Genomic DNA, 17,091 nt, shown 5'->3' on the forward strand with positions numbered 1-17,091 from the left:
CAAGCGGCGCTCGCCGTTAGAGGTATTGCACGGTGTTGATCGAGCCCGCGCCGACCAGGCTGAGGGACGACACATCGTGATAGCCGACGTCGGCGACCATGGTCGTGGAGGTCGCGGGCGCAGTTGCTGTGGTTGCCGTCACGAAGTCGGCTTTGGTGACCGTCTTGGTGCCGAGCAGCGCCACTGCGAAATCCGCCACGCCGTCACCATTGGAGTCACCATATACAACCGTGGTGAAGGTCTTGGTGTCGAGCTTAGTGCTGCCATCGAGGTCGATGCCCAGAGCCTTCTCGGCGGAGTTGATGTTGCCGAAGGTCTCCCAGCTGAGAACCTTGGCGGTGCCGAAGTCCAGGCTGTCGTTGCCGATCTGCTCGAAGTCGAACACGACGTCCACCGCGAGGCCGCCCTTGGCGCCCGACGTCGGGGTGCCGGCACCGAAGACGAAGGTGTCGTTGCCCCCGTCGCCGTACAGCTTGTCGAACCCGTTGCCGCCGATGATGACGTCGTTGCCGGCGCCACCATGAAGCGTGTTCGACAGGCCGTTGCCTTCGATGCGGTTGGCGAGCTCGTTGCCGTTGCCCGTCAGCGCGCCGCCGGTGAGGACCAGGTCCTCGATGTTGGTGCCGAGGCTGTAGTTCACCGAGCTCACCACCGTGTCGCGTCCGGCGTTCAGACCTTCCGTCACCACGTCGCCGGCATCGTCGACGATGTAGCGATCGTTGCCGAGCCCGCCAGCCATGGTGTCGGCACCCACGCCGCCGTCAAGAATGTTGGCTCCGGCGTTGCCGATCAGGCTGTTGGCGAGGCCGTTACCCGTCCCGTTGAGGTTGGCCGCGCCGGTCAGTTCCAGGTTCTCGACCTCGGCACTCAAGGTGTAGCTGACGGAGCTCACGACGGTGTCGAGGCCGCCGTTGGCAGCCTCGGTCACCAGATCGCCAGCATTGTCGACGAAGTAGCGGTCGTTGCCGCCGCCACCAGCCATCGTGTCCGCACCCGCGCCGCCGTCGAGGACGTTGGCGCCCGAATTCCCGATCAAGCTATTGGCGAGATCGTTACCCGTGCCGCTGAGGTCCGCCGTTCCGGTCAATTGGAGGTTCTCGACTGCCGCGGTTAGCGTGTAGCTGATCGAGCTCTGGACCATGTCGATGCCCTCGCCGGCAAGCTCGGTCACCACGTCGCCGGCATTGTCGACCACATAGCGGTCGTCGCCGGCGCCGCCGATCAGAGTGTCGGCACCAGCACCGCCGTCGAGGACGTTCGCATTGCCGTTGCCGGTAATCCGGTTGGCAAGCTCGTTGCCTGTGCCGTTTAGGGCGGCTCCGGTCAGTTCGAGGTCTTCGACGTTCGTGCCTAGCGCGTAGCTGATGGAGCTGGTCACCGTGTCGCGGCCAGCGTCCGCAAGCTCGGTAACCTGGTCGCCGGCGTCGTCGACCACATAGCGATCGTCGCCCGTCCCACCCACCAAGGTGTCGGCCCCGGCACCGCCGTCCAGCAGGTCGTCACCGGCGCCGCCATCAATCACGTTGGCGCCCGCGTCACCCTTGAGCGTGTCGTTGAAGGCCGAGCCGGTCAGGTTCTCAAGCTGACTGAGCGTATCGGAGCCCGCGCCCGTGGCCTGCGGCCCAGTCAGGCTCAGATCCACGGTCACGCCGTTCGCGGCATCGCTGTAGCTGGCGGTGTCGATACCCTCGCCGCCGATCAGCGTGTCGTCGCCGGTGCCGCCACGAAGCAAGTCGTTGCCGCTGCCGCCGTCGAGCGTGTCGTTGCCCGCCAGGCCTACCAGCACGTCGTTGCCGGCGCCGCCGTTCAGCACGTCGTTGGCGGTGGCGCCCGTGATGGTCTCATCGCCGTCGAAGCCGGTCAGGTTGAGGCTGCCGATGAAGCCATCGAAGTTGAAGGCCGTGAAGCCACCGGTGTAGCCGTTGCTGATCGTAAAGACGGTCACGAAGCCGTTGACCCCGGCCGACCCGTCACGATCGACCTGCACCAGCAGGTCCGTGCCCGATTGGACCAGGCGCAAGTGGCCGCTGGCGAACGCGTTGCTGTTCTGCGCGTAGCCGGTCAGGCCGAGGTTCAGGAAGGTCGTCATCTCGAACCGGTCGCCCGAGTTGCCGACCTGGAAGTCCGTGACAACGTTGGTGCGAGCAGTCGTGGCAACGTCGGTCGAGGCCGCCGCCGTGGCGCCCACGCCGAGTTGGATGATGTCGGCTCCCTCACCAAGGGTGATGCGGTAGTTGTTGACGGTGGATGCCCCGCGCATGCTGATGCTGATGAGGTCATTCCCCGAGCCCGCGTCGATCGTGGCACTGGCAACACCGGTCAGGATGACCCGGTCGTTACCGGCGCCGCCGCTGACGGTGACCGTATCGAGGTTGCGGTCGTTGGAGGTGGCACCCGGCGCCAGATAAGTGGCGGTGGACAGGCCGCCGACGTAGGTGGCCAGGGCGGTCGACAACGTGCCGCCGCGCAGCTCGATGAGGTCGTCACCGTCGCCGCCGTCCATGGTGACGTTGGTGGCGACGTTGGTCGTGCCGCGGGTGACCAGGATGCTGTCGTTACCGCCGTAGCCGAACAGGCTGTCTGACTGGCCGGCGGGCCCTGACACGGCATTGTCGATCAGCAGGTTGAAGTCGTCGTTGCCGCGCAGGGTGTCACCGAAGTTCGAACCGGTAAGATACTCGATGCCGATCAGCGTGTCGGTGCCTTCGCCGCCAGTATTCTGCGCATTTCCCTCGCCCTGGATGCGGAGGTCTACCGTGACGCCCGCCGTCGAGTTGACGTAGGTCGCCGTGTCGAGGCCCTCGCCGCCGATCAGCGTGTCGTTGCCGAGGCCGCCCGATAGGGTGTCATTGCCGTACCAGCCGTCGAGCACGTCGTCGCCGGCATTGCCGACCAACGTGTCGAGCGTGCCGCCGCCATGGACCACGTCATTGCCCGAACCGCCGCGGAAGATGACCCGTTCGATGCTGATGAAGGAGCCGTAGTCCGCGCCGTCCTGGGTGATGGCGCTGTTGCCCGCGACGTTGCGCAGGTCGAAGGCGATGCCGCCAGTCTGGTCGGTGTAATAGGCGTAGGCGATGTCGGTCCCGTCGCCGCCATCGAACACGTCCATGCCGCCGTCATTGGTGTATACGGTGGATAGGCCCGCGGCGGTGCCGTTGGCGATGCCGCCGACCAGGATGTCGTCGCCTTCGCCGCCGCGCAGGACGTCGTTGCCCAGACCGCCGACCAGGCTGTCGCTGCCCGCGCCACCCTCGAGCACATCATCGCCGTCGGCGATGCCGGCCGCGGTGCTGAGCGTGTTGACGTAATCGCCGAAGATCACGTCATTGCCGCCGCCGCCAACGAGCGTGTCGCCGAGGCCGCCGCCGACCAGGAAGTCGACGGCCGCGCCGCCGACTAGTCGGTTGACCGTGCCATTGCCGCCGGTAAGCGTGTTGGCGAAGGTAGCAGAGCCGACCACATTCTCGACGTTGGTGATGGTGTCAGAGCCGCCGTAGCTGCCGGTGTTCTGAGCGGCGACGGTGTTAAGGTTGACGGTCACTGTCGAGGTGGCAGCGGAATAGTCCACCGTGTCGGAGCCGCCCGCGCCATTGTAGACGTCGTTGCCGCCACCGTCGAAGAGGACGTTGTCGTTGCCGTCGCCCGTGACGGTGTCCGCGCCTGAGCCCGTCCGGACATTCTCGAAGCCGCTGATGGTGTCGTTACCCTGGCCCGTGTTCTGCGCCGTTGTAGTCGCAAGATTCACGGTGACTCCCGTGGTTCCGCGAAACACTAGTGTGTCCACGCCGCCGCCGCCGATGAGCGTGTCATCACCGAGGCCGCCATCGATATCGTTGGCGCCATCGTCACCGGTCAGGGTGTCATTGCCGGCACCACCTTGCAGGTTCTCGATGCTGTGGAGGGTCGCGATCGCTTCGCCACCTACGCTCGCAGTCCCGTCCGCAACGCCGTTGAGCGTTGCGGTGACCGCGGCCGTGAAGCCCGCGAACGACGCCGTATCGCGGCCGGCACCGCCATCGAGCAGGTCCACCGCGCCAGGGCCGTTGGCCCCCGGGTTGAGCATGTCGTCGCCCGCGCCGCCCGAGATGGTGTTGGCGTCGGCGTCGCCCGTCAGCGTGTCGTTGAACGCCGAGCCGAGCAGGTTCTCGAACCCGCTGAGCGTATCCAGACCGGCGTTGACCGTGTTCTGGGCGGCCCCCTGGCCGGCCAGGCTGACCGTCACGCCTGCTGCAGCGCCGGCATAGGACGCGGTATCGTTGCCAGCTCCACCGACCAGGGTGTCGTTGCCGAGTCCGCCTTCGATGACGTTGTCGTTGCTGTCGCCGGTCAGCGTGTCGTTCAGCGCCGAGCCGATCAGATTTTCGATGCCGGTCAGCGTGTCCGACCCGGCCGCAACCGTATTCTGAGCGGCGCCCTGCACGTTAAGGTCGACCGTGACGCCCGTGGCAGAACCACCGGTAAAGGCGTTCACGAAAGAAGCGGTATCATTGCCGGCGCCGCCGGTCAGGATGTCGTTGGAGATCGTACCCTGCAAGAGGTCGTCGCCGTCGCCGCCGTTCGCCACCAGGCTGCTGGTGTTGTTGGCGGTGACCGTGGTGGTGACGTCCGCCGCGCCCTGCAAGGAGATGTTGAGCTGGTAGGTCTGACCCGCCGTCAGCGCTTGCGCGGTGGCGGCTCCGGTCCATTGGCCGACCCGGATGTAATAGGTCCCTGGGGCGGCGAAGGTGTAGACGAGGTAGGCGTCGTCATGGCCAGGCGGGGAGGCATCGCCGGCACCCGTGTCGTTCGACGCGAGCACCGTGCCGGCGCTGTTGACCAGTTCGATGAAGCTGTCGAGCAGCGTGCCGTTTCCGTCGATGTCGAAGATCGCCTGCGCACCGGCCTGGGTTACATCGACGCGGTAGTATTCGAGCACACCACCGGTCGCGGTTGCGTTGATCGTCGCATGCGGCAGGCTCGTCGAGTTGGTGATGTTCGGATTGGCATCGACATCGTACGCGCCCGCAGTGCTTACCGCCGTGGCAATCGAGCCATTGTTGGTCGACTGCGCCTTGGTGATGTCTTCCTTTGAGGGTGCCGAGTAGGTCGTGGTCGTGGTGAAGCCACCACCGATCAACCGATCGTTGCCGCCGCCACCGGACAGGGTGTCCGCGCCGCCCGAACCGCCGGTCAACGTGTTGTCCTCGCTGTTCCCGGTCAGCGTGTCGGCGCCGGCGGTGCCGCCGATGTTCTCGATGCTGCGCAGCGTGTCGGTCTCACCATCGTGGTTGACGATCACGTCGGCGCCCGAGTCGTTCAGCGTGACGCTGACGCCGCTCGGATTGGTGAAGATAACCGTGTCGCTGCCGCCGCGGCCATCAAGGACGTTGTTGGCGGTGTTGCCGATGAACACGTCATTGCCTGCACCGCCGGTGGCGTTCTCGATGAGGGAGCGCGAGTCGTTGTTGTAAAGCAGCGACATGGCGATGTTGCCGGGCGCCAGCGACGTCAGGTTCTGGTAGGCCAAGCTGTTGGCGAGCTGCGCCTGATCTACCGTCGAGAACTCGCCCGGTCGCAGGTCGACGCTGACGCCGTTGGCGTAGTTGCTGGCATCGATCGTGTCGTTGCCGCCGCCATCCCAAATCGTGAGAAAGATCTTGTTGCCGGCCGGCGTGCCCTGGCTCACCCCGTTGATGAACATCTCGCCGGTGGTCTGGCTGAAGGTGTACACACTATCGGTGTTGTTGGTGTTGTAGTTCGCACCATACATGTACTGCAGCGCCGCGAGGTCGTACTGCATGTAGGTCTGCGGCTGGTTGATCTTCTCGCCGGCGAAGTTGCTGTTGGTGAACGGTGCCGGCGTGTAGGTCATCAGCGACCAGGCTTGCCCGTCTCGATCCGGAGTGAGCGACTGGGTGCCGGCGCGCGGGCTGGTCCCGAAGTATGAGGACAGGTCGCTGTTTGTGTAATCCTGGTGCCCGTGCTTCAGCCCCATCGTGTGGCCGATCTCGTGCATCATGGTGGCGAAGCCCCACGTGCCCTGCACGGCGAGGTCGTAATAAGGCTGGTTGGTGCGGCCGAACCAGATATCGCCCGCCACCCCACGGGTGTCCGACGGGAAACCGCCGTAGGCCGAGGGAGCATCCTGATCCGCGGTCTGTGAGATGCGGATGTTGGCGTGCACCGTGTCGGTTTCGGTGATCTGGGTGAAAATCAGGCCCGTTACGGCAGACAGCTGCGCAAAGGCGGCCTTGGCGGCGTTCTGCTGCTGCGTGCCGAGATCAAGGTGGAGGAGGCTGACGCCGTTCGCATCATAGCCCGTGCCGTTGTAATTCGAACCCGACGTGGGGAAGCTGTAAGTGAGGTTCAGCGTGCCCCACTTGGAGCCGATCAGGGTCGCATCGATGTTGCGATTCCCCGTGAAATAGTGACTGCCGTCCGAATTCGTGCCGAGCGTCAGCACGTTGCCGATGCCGCCGCTTTCCGGGTTGGCGTCGTTGATCCCGCCTTTCGCCGGAGACCCTTCGATCGCAGAATCATGAGCACCCTGGCAGAATGGGCAGCTGCAGCCTTCCACCACCGCGACATGAACGATTTCGCTCAGCGGGTCCCAGGTGAGGGACGCGTCATTGTTGGCAGGCGCGTGAAAGTCGCTGACGGAATCGGTCATGTATCGAAGCCCCTACTGGTACGCAGATGGCATGGTTGTGACGAGCGATTCAGGTCTATGCAATTAGTTTTACGTATGCTTAACTTTTTTATGCACCGTGTGTCGTGACTTGCGAAAAGCCTCGGCTTAACAAGGCGATGCTTGAGCCCGGAGGAGCGCATGGTTCGCCTTTTGCTACCCGCCGCGGCGGCGCTTGCCGCCTGCACCGCGGCGCCTCAGAATGATGCCATGACGAGCCCTACGTCGCCCTCGCAAGCGCCTGCATCGAGCGCGCAGGAGAAGTCGCAGCGGGCGGGCGCGGCGGTGGCGCCCAGCCAGGAGCCGGTCTCGGCCGCAGCCAATCCGTTGCCTGCTCGACAGGTCGATGCAGCGGCTGCGGCGGAGGGTCGTCGAGCGCTGTCGACGGCGTTCGTGCGCGTTGGACCGGACGGACTGCTGACGGTTGAAAAGCGCGGTGGACAGGTGCTGACTCTCAGGGCCGTGGTGATGGGCCCGGACAGCTATTGCGGCATTCCTGCGGGGACCGCGAAGGGCAAGTATTGCGGCAGCTATGCGGAAGTCGCCGCGGCGCGGCCCGGCGGAGCTCCGCCCCCAGCACAGCCCGACCTTGCCGCACCCAACCCGGCACCGACCGGCGAGCGGAGATAGCTTCTCCCCGACACCGGCGGAGCGCTTGGGGCCGGCGCTCCAACCTTCAAAGCATGGCACCGTGCCCGGACGAGAGCGCGATCAGCCGCAGAGGTGAAGTTCGGCGGCTTGTCGCAGAAGGGCTGCGGTGAACGGCTTCGCCAGCTTTGGGGCGCTGGCCAGATGAGGGTCGGACAGGGCAAGGTCGACGTAGCCGGTGACCACCAGGTGTCGAATGCCGAGCTCCTGCAAATATCTTGCGACCGGGCCGGACAGTTCCCCGTCAAGGTTGCCGTCCAGGGTCACGGCATCGGGTGCAAGCTCTGCCACCATCGACAGCGCGTCGCGCACGGTGGACGCGATTCCGAGCACCGTTGCTCCCGCGTCGGCGAGGGCCTCCTCGATGTTCATGGCGACCAGCGCCTCATCCTCGACGATCAGAATCCGTCGCCCGGTCAGGCAGGAATGGTCGATGTCACGCACTGGCGGCCCCTTTTTCTCGCCGGCGAGCGGCTCGCTGCACGCCGGCGGTGCGAATTGTTGCACAGGCGCTGCCATCAACCTAGAGGCCCAGCGATGCAGCCCACGACCATCGCCGCGGCGGACGAGCCTGACCGCGGCGTCCGCGGCGCATTGAAATCGGCGACCCGCGCGGCGCACGACCGGGTGGACCAGGCGTTCGGAGCGTTCGACCTAGCCGATGCCGCAGATTATCGTGACTTCCTGGCCGCGCACCACGCCGTGATCCCGGGCGTGGAGCGTTCCCTCACGATGTCGCGGGTGGGGCGTGTTCTGCCCGACTGGAACGACCGGCGACGTGGGGAAGCATTGGCGGCCGATCTCGACGATCTCGGTCTGCCGCGCGCCGCACCGGACGGTCCCATCGTGGTCGTGGAACCCGCGCGGGCGCTCGGCTGGCTGTACGTCCTGGAGGGCTCCCGGCTTGGTGCGTCGGTCCTCGCCGGCCGGCTGCTCGCCAACCCCGACGAGCAGTGCCGGCGGGCGAGCCGTTACCTGCGGCACGGCCGCGGTGGAGGCCTCTGGCCCAGCTTCCTGTCGGTGCTCGAGGCATCGAAGCTTTCGCACGTCGAGTTCGATGCGGCCCTCGCGGGCGCCCTTGAGCTCTTTGCCCTGTTCGAGGCTGCAGCCGTTGCGGCGCTTCGCAACTCGGCAGCCCACCCTGATCAGTAGCAGGCAGCTACAATCCGTTGGTCGTCGCCATCAATGGGCGGACACTCGACCTGTGGCTCGACTACTGGGAAGCGCAGTTGGAACGATGCGAGGCGGGGCAAGACGGGCTGGGCCGGGCGATCGGCGCTTACTTCGAGTTCGCCCTGGTTCATCGGCACGTGTAAGCAGCGATCTACGAATTCCGACTGCCCGACGACACCCACCCGGGCGACGGCTATCGCGACAAGGTGCGTGCGATCATGGCGGTGGTGCAGCGGGAAGTGGCGGCGGTCGTGCCGGCCGCGCGGCGCGAGGAAAGCGCGGCGTTGACGCGTTCCCTGCTGGCGACCGTGCGTGGCCGGTGCTCCTTCACGATCAAAGGGACGTTCCGGATCCTAGGCGAAGACGATTCGCTGGCCGCTGCGCGCGCCCGGGTAGCGGCCGCCAAGGCGCGTTACGATGATCCGGCCTGACATGAGCGCGGATCGGTGCGAGGGAGTGGTCGCTTGACCGGACATATTGTGCATCCTCATCTACCCGCCGCTCCGCCGCGCGCGCTGCCCTGGTACCGCCACCTCTACGCGCAGGTGATCGCCGCCATACTCGCCGGGGCGCTGCTCGGATACCTGGCGCCGCAAACCGCCGAGGCGATGAAGCCGCTCGGCGATGCGTTCATCAAGTTGGTGAAGATGGTCATCGCGCCGGTCATCTTCTTGACGATCGTTACCGGCATCGCCGGGATGCGCGACCTGGCGCGGGTCGGCCGTGTGGCGGGCAAGGCCTTCGCCTACTTCCTGTTTTTTTCCACCCTGGCGCTGCTGATCGGCCTGGCGGTCGCCAACCTCGTCCAGCCGGGCGCCGGGCTGAACATCGATCCCGCAACGCTGGATGCCGGCAAGGTCAACGACTATGCCACGAAAGCGCATGCCAGCACGGTGACCGACTTCCTGCTTGGCATGATTCCAGACACGGCCGTTTCGGCGCTGACCTCTGGCAACATCCTGCAGACACTGCTGGTGGCGGTGCTGTTCGGCATCTCGCTCGCCCTGATCGGAAGCCGGGGCGACCGGATCCTGGGAGCGCTGGAGGACCTGTCAACGATCGTTTTCAAGCTGGTCGCCATTGTCATGAAGGCAGCCCCGATCGGCGCGTTTGGAGCCATGGCGTTCACCATCGGCGCCTACGGCATCGGCACGCTGGCCAACCTCGCCAGCCTTGTGGCGACCTTCTACCTGACCTCGCTGGTGTTCGTGCTGGGCGTGCTTGGGATCGTGGCCAGGCTGGCCGGCTTCTCCATCTTCCGGCTGATCGGTTACCTCAAGGACGAGCTGCTGCTGGTGCTCGGTACGTCATCGTCCGAAAGCGCCTTACCATCGCTGATCGAAAAGCTGGAGCGCGCCGGCTGCCCCAAGTCGATCGTCGGGCTGGTCGTGCCGACTGGCTATTCGTTCAACCTGGACGGCACCAACATCTACATGACGCTGGCGGCGCTCTTCATCGCCCAGGCGACCGGTGTGCAGCTTTCGTTCGGCGAGCAGCTCCTGCTGCTGTCGGTCGCGATGCTGTCGTCCAAGGGCGCGGCGGGAGTGACTGGCGCCGGGTTCATCACGCTTGCCGCCACCTTGTCGATCGTGCCGTCGGTGCCCGTCGCCGGCATGGCCCTGATCCTGGGGGTGGATCGGTTCATGTCGGAATGCCGTTCGCTGACCAATTTCATCGGCAATGCGGTCGCGACGGTCGTGGTGGCGCGGTGGGAAGGCGCGTTCGACCAGGCCAGGTTCGACGCCGCGGTCGCCGGCGAACTGCCGAGTGTCGACGAACTGCCGGACGGAGCGGTGCAGGCCGACTGATCCGGAAGAGTTTCGCCGAGGCGGTCGGGCCTTGAGCAGAATGCGGCAGCTGCACACCCGGCGCGGCTGGTGCAGCAGGGTCAGCCGCCGCGGGAGCCGGACGACTTCACTTCAGATGCCGGCGTACCATTCGTAGTCGCCGCTATCCTCCCAATAGCCGCCGCGACCGCCGTGGATGCCGGCGAGGCTCTCCACGGCCTCGATCCGCTCCACGAACTTGGCATGCTTGTAGCCCAGTTGCCGTTCCACCCGCAGGCGCAGCGGGGCTCCGTGCGGGACTTCTAGCGCCCGGTTGTTCATGCCCCAGGCGAGGATCGTCTGCGGGTGGAAGGCGTCCACCAGGTCGATGCTCTCGTAATAAGGACGGCCGCCCAGCCGGTCCATGCAGTGGAACACGACAAACCGCGCCCGGCTGCTGAGCCCAGCGCCCTTCAGCAGCAGGCCGAGCGGCACGCCATGCCATTTGCCGATCGCACTCCAGCCCTCGACGCAGTCGTGCCGCGTGACCTGGGTCCGCACGGGCAGCGCCCTGATCTGCTCCAGCGACAGCGACAACGGCTTCGTCACCAGTCCATCCACTCGCAGCCGGTAGTTGGTGAAGCGCTCCGCCAGGTGCCGGGCGTAATCCGGCGTGTCCGGCAGGCGGGTGCCGTTCGACCGGAAGATCGGCGACATGTCGGCCTCGCTGTATTCACGCGCGAGGGCGGTCCGGTCGGTGACTAGCCGCTGCGCGCGCATCGTCAGGCCCTCAGCGGAGCGAAGCACCTGCCGGAACGCGGGGTTGCCGTTCAGCCGATCGCACCCGCTCAGCAGCAGGGCGCTGCCCGAAGCCAGGATAAGTTGCCGCCGATCGATCACCGCGCTCGCTCCCGCGGCAGGCGGAAGCGCCCAGTGATCATGGACCGGATCTCGTTGACTGGCCCGGACAACAGCACGGCGGTGAGATGGACGACGATAAAGCCGGCGATCAGCGCAGCGCAGATGAAGTGCACCGACCGGGCGGACTGCCGCCCCATGAACAGGTCGAGCAGCCACGGCCAGGCCGCATCCATGGCGGGTGACATGGCCAGGCCGGACAGGATCAGCAACGGCAGCAGCACCAGGATGACGGCGAAGTAGCTCAGCTTCTGCAGTGTATTGTAGCGCACGGCGTCCGCGCCCGTCGGAAAGCGAAGGCGCGCATGATCCTTGAGGTCCTGCCACAGGTGCCGGGGCCGAAGTTCCTCTCCGCGGGGCACGATGTCGCGGCGCAGGTGGCCGTTCAGCAGCGACCAGAGCAGGTAGGCGACCAGGCTGGCGCCGAGCACCCAGGCGAAGGCGAGGTGCCAGCGCCTGGCGCCGGCCAGGTCATAGGAAGACGGGATGGTCGCCCAGCCGGGAAATTGAGGGAGCTCCAGCCAAGCCGGGTCGAAATTGGCGCCGTACTGGCCCCAATAGAGCCGCGGGTGCGCGTTGAAGATCATCATGCCGCTCATCAGCATCACGAACACCGCGAGCGCGCTGAGCCAGTGCCACAGCCGCGTCGACAACCGGTGCCGCTGGACGACGACTCGCTTGTCCGCGGGCGCGATGGGATGAGGGTCGTTCATCTGTCCGGGCCACAGCCGCTGTAACAGGTCCGGTCAGGCCCCGACAGGGCAAAGGCGGGGGCCGCTGCCGGCAAGTCGGCCCAACGGTCGTAAAATCTTCGAAGTGTTAACCACCTCTGTTTGTTGATCAGCCGCAAATACCAGCGATTATCCGTGGCTCGACCGGCCGAACGACACGCGGGCCCGGCGAGCCGGGGGAGCCATGACAGTCATTATTTCGGGGTCGGATTCGACGCAGCGTACCTTGGCTGGCACCGAACTGCTGTGGGTCAGCTCGGCCACGGCCAAGTACCGCGCCAACGGACCGGTGGTCACCTGGAGCTTCGCGACGCCCAGCAGCAGCGGCGTGCGGGTCGACAATTACGGACTGATCGAATCGCTGAACGGCCGGGTGTTCGACACTGGCGTGACGGCCGCCACGGCCGCAACCAGCTTCGACCTGCGCAACCAGGCAGGTGCCTCGATCATCGCGGCGACCGACGTCATGCGTGTCCAGGCATCGATCGCGGGCGGCAAGATCACGATCAGCAATAGTGGCCTCATCCAGGCCAACGCGGGCCGCGGATTCGACATCCAGGAATATCAGGGCCTCGCCAGTTTCTCGTTCACCAACAACACCGGTTCCTCGCTGCAAAGCACGGACGATGGGTTCCATTTCGGCAGCGCGATTGCCGGCTCCGCATTCACCGGAACGATCGCAATAACCAATAGCGGAACGATCAAGGCGGTCGGGGCGGCCAGCGGCCAGGCCATCGATCTGTCTGAGGTGATCGCGTCCGTCGACAACCGGGTGACGGTCACAAACAATGCCGGCGCGACGATCGAAGCTGCCGACTCGGACGCGATCCGTGGCGGGCGCGGCACGAAGATCGTCAACTCGGGTACCATCCGCAGCCGCAACTTCGATGCATCCTCTACCGGCAACGACGCGATCGATTTCGGGGACAACGCCCGGGGCGCCGTCAACAACCTGGCGGGCGGGCAGATCATCGGTGCGCGCCACGGCATCACTGGCACGCAGGCCGTGACGATTAGCAACAGCGGGGCGATCACCGGCCAGGCGGGCAGCGGAATCCGGCTCGACACGGCGGCCACGGTGACGAGTTCGATCACCAGCAATTCCGGCGCGTCGATCACCGGCAACGCTGCCGCGGGAACCGATGGGGACGCGATCCACGTCGGCGGGCTGATCTCCCTTGATAATGGTGGCACCATCAGCGCCATTGGGGGCGGCACCACCGGGCTGACCGAGGCGATCTCGGCTGGCGGCGGGCAGATCTACAACTACAGTTCGGGCCTGATCGTCAGCAGCCAGCGCGCGATCACGATCGACGACGGCTTCGGGGGCAGCGCTTTCGCCGCGGTTCGAGTCATCAATTACGGGACGATCACGGGTCAAAATGGGGAAGCCATCTCGATCACCGGATCGTTCGGCGACACCATCTACAACTACAAAGCGATCAACGGCAGTATCTCGACCGACGGCGGCAATGACCAGATCGTCAACTATGGCGTGATCAACGGTGCCATCTCCCTTGGTGCTGGCGACGACAGCCTGAGCCTGCTGGTGGGCACCGTCGGAACCGTGGACGGCGGCGCGGGTACCGACTCCATCACCGTTGTCAGCAGCGGCACGATCAACGGCGCCCTGACGGGCGTCGAAACGATCGTGCTGGGCTCCACCGTCTACGGAACGCTGGCGACCCTTGACGTCAACGCCAGCCTCGGGGGCGCCGAGATCAGGTTCATCGAGAACGCCCAGACGCTGAAACTCGGCGCGGGCGCGTTCACGCTCGGCGGCCTGAGCGCCAGGCTGACTGGCTTCTCGGCCGAGGATCGGATTGATCTTGCGGGGTTCGTCGCGACCAGCGCGACGTTAGGGGCCGGGAATGTCCTGACGGTCACCGGCGCGAACGGGTCGCTGACCATCCAGCTTGACCCAGCCCAGGACTTCAGCGGCAGCCGCTTCGCCATTACGAGCGACGGCGCCGGTGGCTCGCTGCTCGCCCTGGTCGCGAACGCCGCTCCCGTGGCAAGCGCGTCGGCCAACGCCGGCAACGAGGACGCGGTGATCAGCGGCAGCGTCGCCGCAACGGACCCGAACGGCGACGTGCTGAGCTACGCCCTGGTTAGCGGGCCGCAGCATGGAACGCTTACTTTCAACCCGGACGGCACCTATTCCTATGCGCCGGACGCCGACTTCAACGGCACCGACGCGTTCAGCTTCAAGGCTGGCGATGGGGCGCTGGACAGCGCGCCGGCCACGGTCAGTCTCACGGTCAATCCGCTGAACGATGCGCCGGTCCTGTCCGGAACGCCAGCCACCCTGCCGACCATTGTCGAGGATCAGGCGTTCACCGTCACCGCGGCGGACCTGCTGGCGGGCTTCAGCGACGTCGACGGTGACGGGCTGTCTGTCGCCAACCTGTCGGCAAGCAGCGGCACGGTGACCGACAATGGGGACGGCACCTGGACGGTCAGGCAGGCCGCCGACGTCAACGGTATCGTTGCGCTCGGCTACAGCGTGGTCGACGGTCACGGCGGCAGCGTCGATGCGTCCCTCCGGTACGTCATCACCGCGGTGAACGACGCGCCCGTTCTCAGCGGAGTCCAGGCGGCATTGGCCTCCGGCACTGAGGATGCCCCGTACGCGGTGACCGCAGCGCAGCTGCTCGAGGGCTTCAATGACGTTGATGGCGACACCCTCTCGGTCGCCAACCTGATGGGCAATTCCGGCACCATCACCCGAAACGGCGACGGCAGCTGGACCATCACCCAGGCGCCCGACGCAAATGGCCCGGTGACGCTTGGCTACGATGTCGTGGACGGCAACGGCGGCGCTGTCACTGCAACGCGCACCTTCATGGTCCAGCCGGTCAACGACAACCCTATCCAGGCGGGACAGCCCGCGGCACTCCCGAACGGCTCGGAAGACGTCGCCTACACCGTTTCCGCCGCGCAGCTCCTGTCAGGCTTCACGGACGTGGATGGTGACCCGTTGTCGGTCGCGGATCTCACCACTGGTCGCGGCACCGTCCAAGACAATGGTGACGGCAGCTGGACCATTATGATGCCTGCCAACGGCAACGGGACGGTGACGCTCGATTACCGCGTCGTGGATGGTCGTGGCGGGTCAGTGGCGGCCTCACTCACTTACGAGATCGAGGCAGTGAACGATGGCCCCGCACTGACGGGCGCGCAGGCGGTGCTGGACCACGGCACCGAGGACGTCGCCTACACGGTAACTGCCGCCCAGCTATTGGCCGGTTTCACGGACGCCGACGGCGACGCGCTGGCGGTCGCCGGCCTGACCGCCAGCCGCGGGTCGGTGGTGAACAACGGCAATGGCACGTGGACGGTCACCCAGGCCCGCGACGCTAACGGTCCGGTGACGCTCAGCTACAACGTCGTGGACGGGCATGGCGGAAGCCTTGCCGCGTCGGTCGGCTACACGGTCGATGCGGTGAACGACGCGCCGATTGCGCCTGCCACGCCGACGGTCCTCGCCAATGGGACCGAGGACGTCGCCTACACGGTGAGCGCCGCCCAGCTGCTGGCCGGGTTCACCGACGTCGACGGCGATGCCCTTGCGGTCGCCGGCCTGACCGCCAGCCGCGGGTCGGTGGTGAACAACGGCAATGGCACTTGGACGGTCACCCAAGCCCGCGACGCTAACGGTCCGGTGACGCTCAGCTACAACGTCGTGGACGGGCATGGCGGAAGCCTTGCCGCGTCGCTCGGCTACACTGTCGATGCGGTGAATGACGCGCCGACCGGCGGGGTCACGATTGCTGGCACCCCCGCCACAGGGCAGCAACTTCGCGCCTCGTCAACCATCGCCGACGCGGACGGGCTTGGACCCGTGTTTTATCAATGGCTGCTCGACGGCAGGCCAATCATCGGCGCCACGGGCCAGAGCTACGTAATCGCGGCAAACGACCTCAATCACCTGATCAGCGTGACGGCCAGCTACACGGACGGTGGCGGCGTCCTTGAACGCGTCACCAGCTCGGTGACGCCGGCGATCGTGCTTGGCGCCGGCACCTTCACCGGCACGGCCGGCGCCGACACGCTGACGGGCAGCAACTTCGACGATGCGTTGAAGGGCCTTGCCGGCAACGACGTCCTGCGGGGACTCGACGGCAACGACGTGCTGAACGGCGGCGCCGGCAACGACACGCTGGACGGCGGGTTGGGCAACGACACCGGAAGCTATGTCGATGCGACCGCCGGCGTGAAGGTCAGCCTGGCGGTGTCCGGCGCGCAGAACACCGGCGGGTCCGGCTTCGACACCCTGATCGGTATCGAGAACCTGCTTGGCTCAGCTTACGGGGACACGCTCACCGGTGACGCGGGTGCCAATCGGCTGACCGGCGGCGGCGGGGCCGACACGCTGACGGGCGGCGGGGGCGCCGATACATTCGTATTCGACCTGCTCACGACGATCGCCGACAAGGATACGATCAAGGACTTCGTGTCGGGCGTCGACCATCTGGAGCTGAGCCTCAGCGCCTTTGCCGGCCTTGCCGGCTACGGTGGCGGACAGATGGGCGCTGGCGAGCTCACATTCGGCAAGGTGGCTACGTCGACCAACCAGCACCTTCTCTACGACGCGTCCACCGGTGCCCTGATCTACGATGCCGATGGCTCGGGAGCGGGCGCGGCCGTCACGATCGCGGTCCTGAGCGGTCAGCCGACGCTCGCGGCCAGCGACATCTACCTGATCTGAGGTCGCCTGGGGGCAGCCGTTTGGGTGGGGCCGGGCGGCCGGTTCCACCTCGACTTCACGGAAACCGAGCCGGCCTGCAAGGATCCGGAGCTGGGCGGCTTGGCGCAATAGTAGCGCGGCCGTCTGATCCGATCGTTGCCGCTTAAATGTGACCAAGCACCTGGGAAGCCAGATGCCCAATGAGCGCGCGGCCGCGGTGTAGCTCCCGACGAGCTCCACAAGCGCGAAGGCGATCAAGCCCGTCAGGCGTTCGAGGCCGACCTGATTGACAGCGCTCGCAGCGCCGTTGACGAGAACCCGCTTGCCGCGAAGGGATCCGCTGGTGCTGGGGCGGCTGTGGCGGGTTCGCCTGTCATGGCCGAGACCGATCAGGGATGCCGGCGGGTTTGCGGTCTAGTTCTGACACCGGACCAGTCACATAGTGGAATGGGAACAGGCTTGCCGCGGTCACACGAACTGCCGCCCACACCGCTG

Annotated in this window: 10 protein-coding genes; 6 read left to right on the plus strand and 4 right to left on the minus strand. The window is 66.1% G+C overall.

What is annotated here, in order from left to right:
- Positions 1–16: 16 nt before the first annotated feature.
- Entirely contained in the window at positions 17–6,652 is a 6,636-nt protein-coding gene (locus tag OMW55_RS13830) for a M10 family metallopeptidase C-terminal domain-containing protein (RefSeq protein WP_319950649.1), read from the minus strand.
- 159 nt (positions 6,653–6,811) lie between these two features.
- Here OMW55_RS13830 and OMW55_RS02550 point away from each other — a divergent pair, with 159 nt between their 5' ends.
- On the plus strand, positions 6,812–7,300 hold the full coding sequence (locus tag OMW55_RS02550) for a hypothetical protein (RefSeq protein ID WP_264880575.1): 489 nt from the start codon (positions 6,812–6,814) through the stop codon (positions 7,298–7,300).
- Between the two features lie 81 nt (positions 7,301–7,381).
- Here OMW55_RS02550 and OMW55_RS02555 read toward each other — a convergent pair whose 3' ends face one another.
- Positions 7,382–7,762, minus strand: a complete 381-nt coding sequence (locus tag OMW55_RS02555) for a response regulator (RefSeq protein ID WP_264880577.1) — start codon at positions 7,760–7,762, stop codon at positions 7,382–7,384.
- A 93-nt stretch (positions 7,763–7,855) separates the two neighbouring features.
- Here OMW55_RS02555 and OMW55_RS02560 point away from each other — a divergent pair, with 93 nt between their 5' ends.
- The 4 genes from OMW55_RS02560 to OMW55_RS02575 all read left to right on the plus strand — a co-directional run bounded on the left by OMW55_RS02560 (position 7,856) and on the right by OMW55_RS02575 (position 10,299).
- Positions 7,856–8,470, plus strand: a complete 615-nt coding sequence (locus OMW55_RS02560; RefSeq protein WP_264880579.1) for a biliverdin-producing heme oxygenase — start codon at positions 7,856–7,858, stop codon at positions 8,468–8,470.
- 17 nt (positions 8,471–8,487) lie between these two features.
- Complete coding sequence (locus OMW55_RS02565; RefSeq protein ID WP_264880581.1) at positions 8,488–8,634, plus strand: hypothetical protein; 147 nt, start codon at positions 8,488–8,490, stop codon at positions 8,632–8,634.
- Between the two features lie 75 nt (positions 8,635–8,709).
- Entirely contained in the window at positions 8,710–8,922 is a 213-nt protein-coding gene (locus OMW55_RS02570) for a hypothetical protein (RefSeq protein WP_264880582.1), read from the plus strand.
- A gap of 33 nt (positions 8,923–8,955) precedes the next feature.
- The gene (locus OMW55_RS02575) at positions 8,956–10,299 is read left to right on the plus strand and encodes a dicarboxylate/amino acid:cation symporter (protein WP_407822077.1); all 1,344 of its coding nucleotides are present in this window, start codon (positions 8,956–8,958) and stop codon (positions 10,297–10,299) included.
- A gap of 111 nt (positions 10,300–10,410) precedes the next feature.
- Here OMW55_RS02575 and OMW55_RS02580 read toward each other — a convergent pair whose 3' ends face one another.
- Positions 10,411–11,157, minus strand: a complete 747-nt coding sequence (locus OMW55_RS02580) for a molybdopterin-dependent oxidoreductase (protein WP_264880584.1) — start codon at positions 11,155–11,157, stop codon at positions 10,411–10,413.
- Positions 11,154–11,888, minus strand: a complete 735-nt coding sequence (locus tag OMW55_RS02585; protein WP_264880586.1) for a cytochrome b/b6 domain-containing protein — start codon at positions 11,886–11,888, stop codon at positions 11,154–11,156. Before OMW55_RS02585 ends, OMW55_RS02580 begins: the two co-directional genes overlap by 4 nt.
- Before the next feature lie 202 nt (positions 11,889–12,090).
- Here OMW55_RS02585 and OMW55_RS02590 point away from each other — a divergent pair, with 202 nt between their 5' ends.
- Positions 12,091–16,617 (plus strand): beta strand repeat-containing protein, encoded by a 4,527-nt coding sequence (locus tag OMW55_RS02590; protein WP_264880588.1) that lies wholly within the window; start codon positions 12,091–12,093, stop codon positions 16,615–16,617.
- Positions 16,618–17,091 lie beyond the last annotated feature (474 nt).

Source organism: Sphingomonas arvum, from assembly GCF_026013565.1.
Lineage (GTDB): Bacteria > Pseudomonadota > Alphaproteobacteria > Sphingomonadales > Sphingomonadaceae > Sphingomicrobium > Sphingomicrobium arvum.

Coding starts and splice junctions, on each gene's coding strand:
- OMW55_RS02570 (WP_264880582.1), top strand. CDS start 8,710: ATGGCGGTGGTGCAGCGGGAAGTGGCGGCGGTCGTGCCGGCCGCGCGG.
- OMW55_RS02560 (WP_264880579.1), top strand. CDS start 7,856: ATGCAGCCCACGACCATCGCCGCGGCGGACGAGCCTGACCGCGGCGTC.
- OMW55_RS02590 (WP_264880588.1), top strand. CDS start 12,091: ATGACAGTCATTATTTCGGGGTCGGATTCGACGCAGCGTACCTTGGCT.
- OMW55_RS02550 (WP_264880575.1), top strand. CDS start 6,812: ATGGTTCGCCTTTTGCTACCCGCCGCGGCGGCGCTTGCCGCCTGCACC.
- OMW55_RS02585 (WP_264880586.1), bottom strand. CDS start 11,888: ATGAACGACCCTCATCCCATCGCGCCCGCGGACAAGCGAGTCGTCGTC.
- OMW55_RS13830 (WP_319950649.1), bottom strand. CDS start 6,652: ATGACCGATTCCGTCAGCGACTTTCACGCGCCTGCCAACAATGACGCG.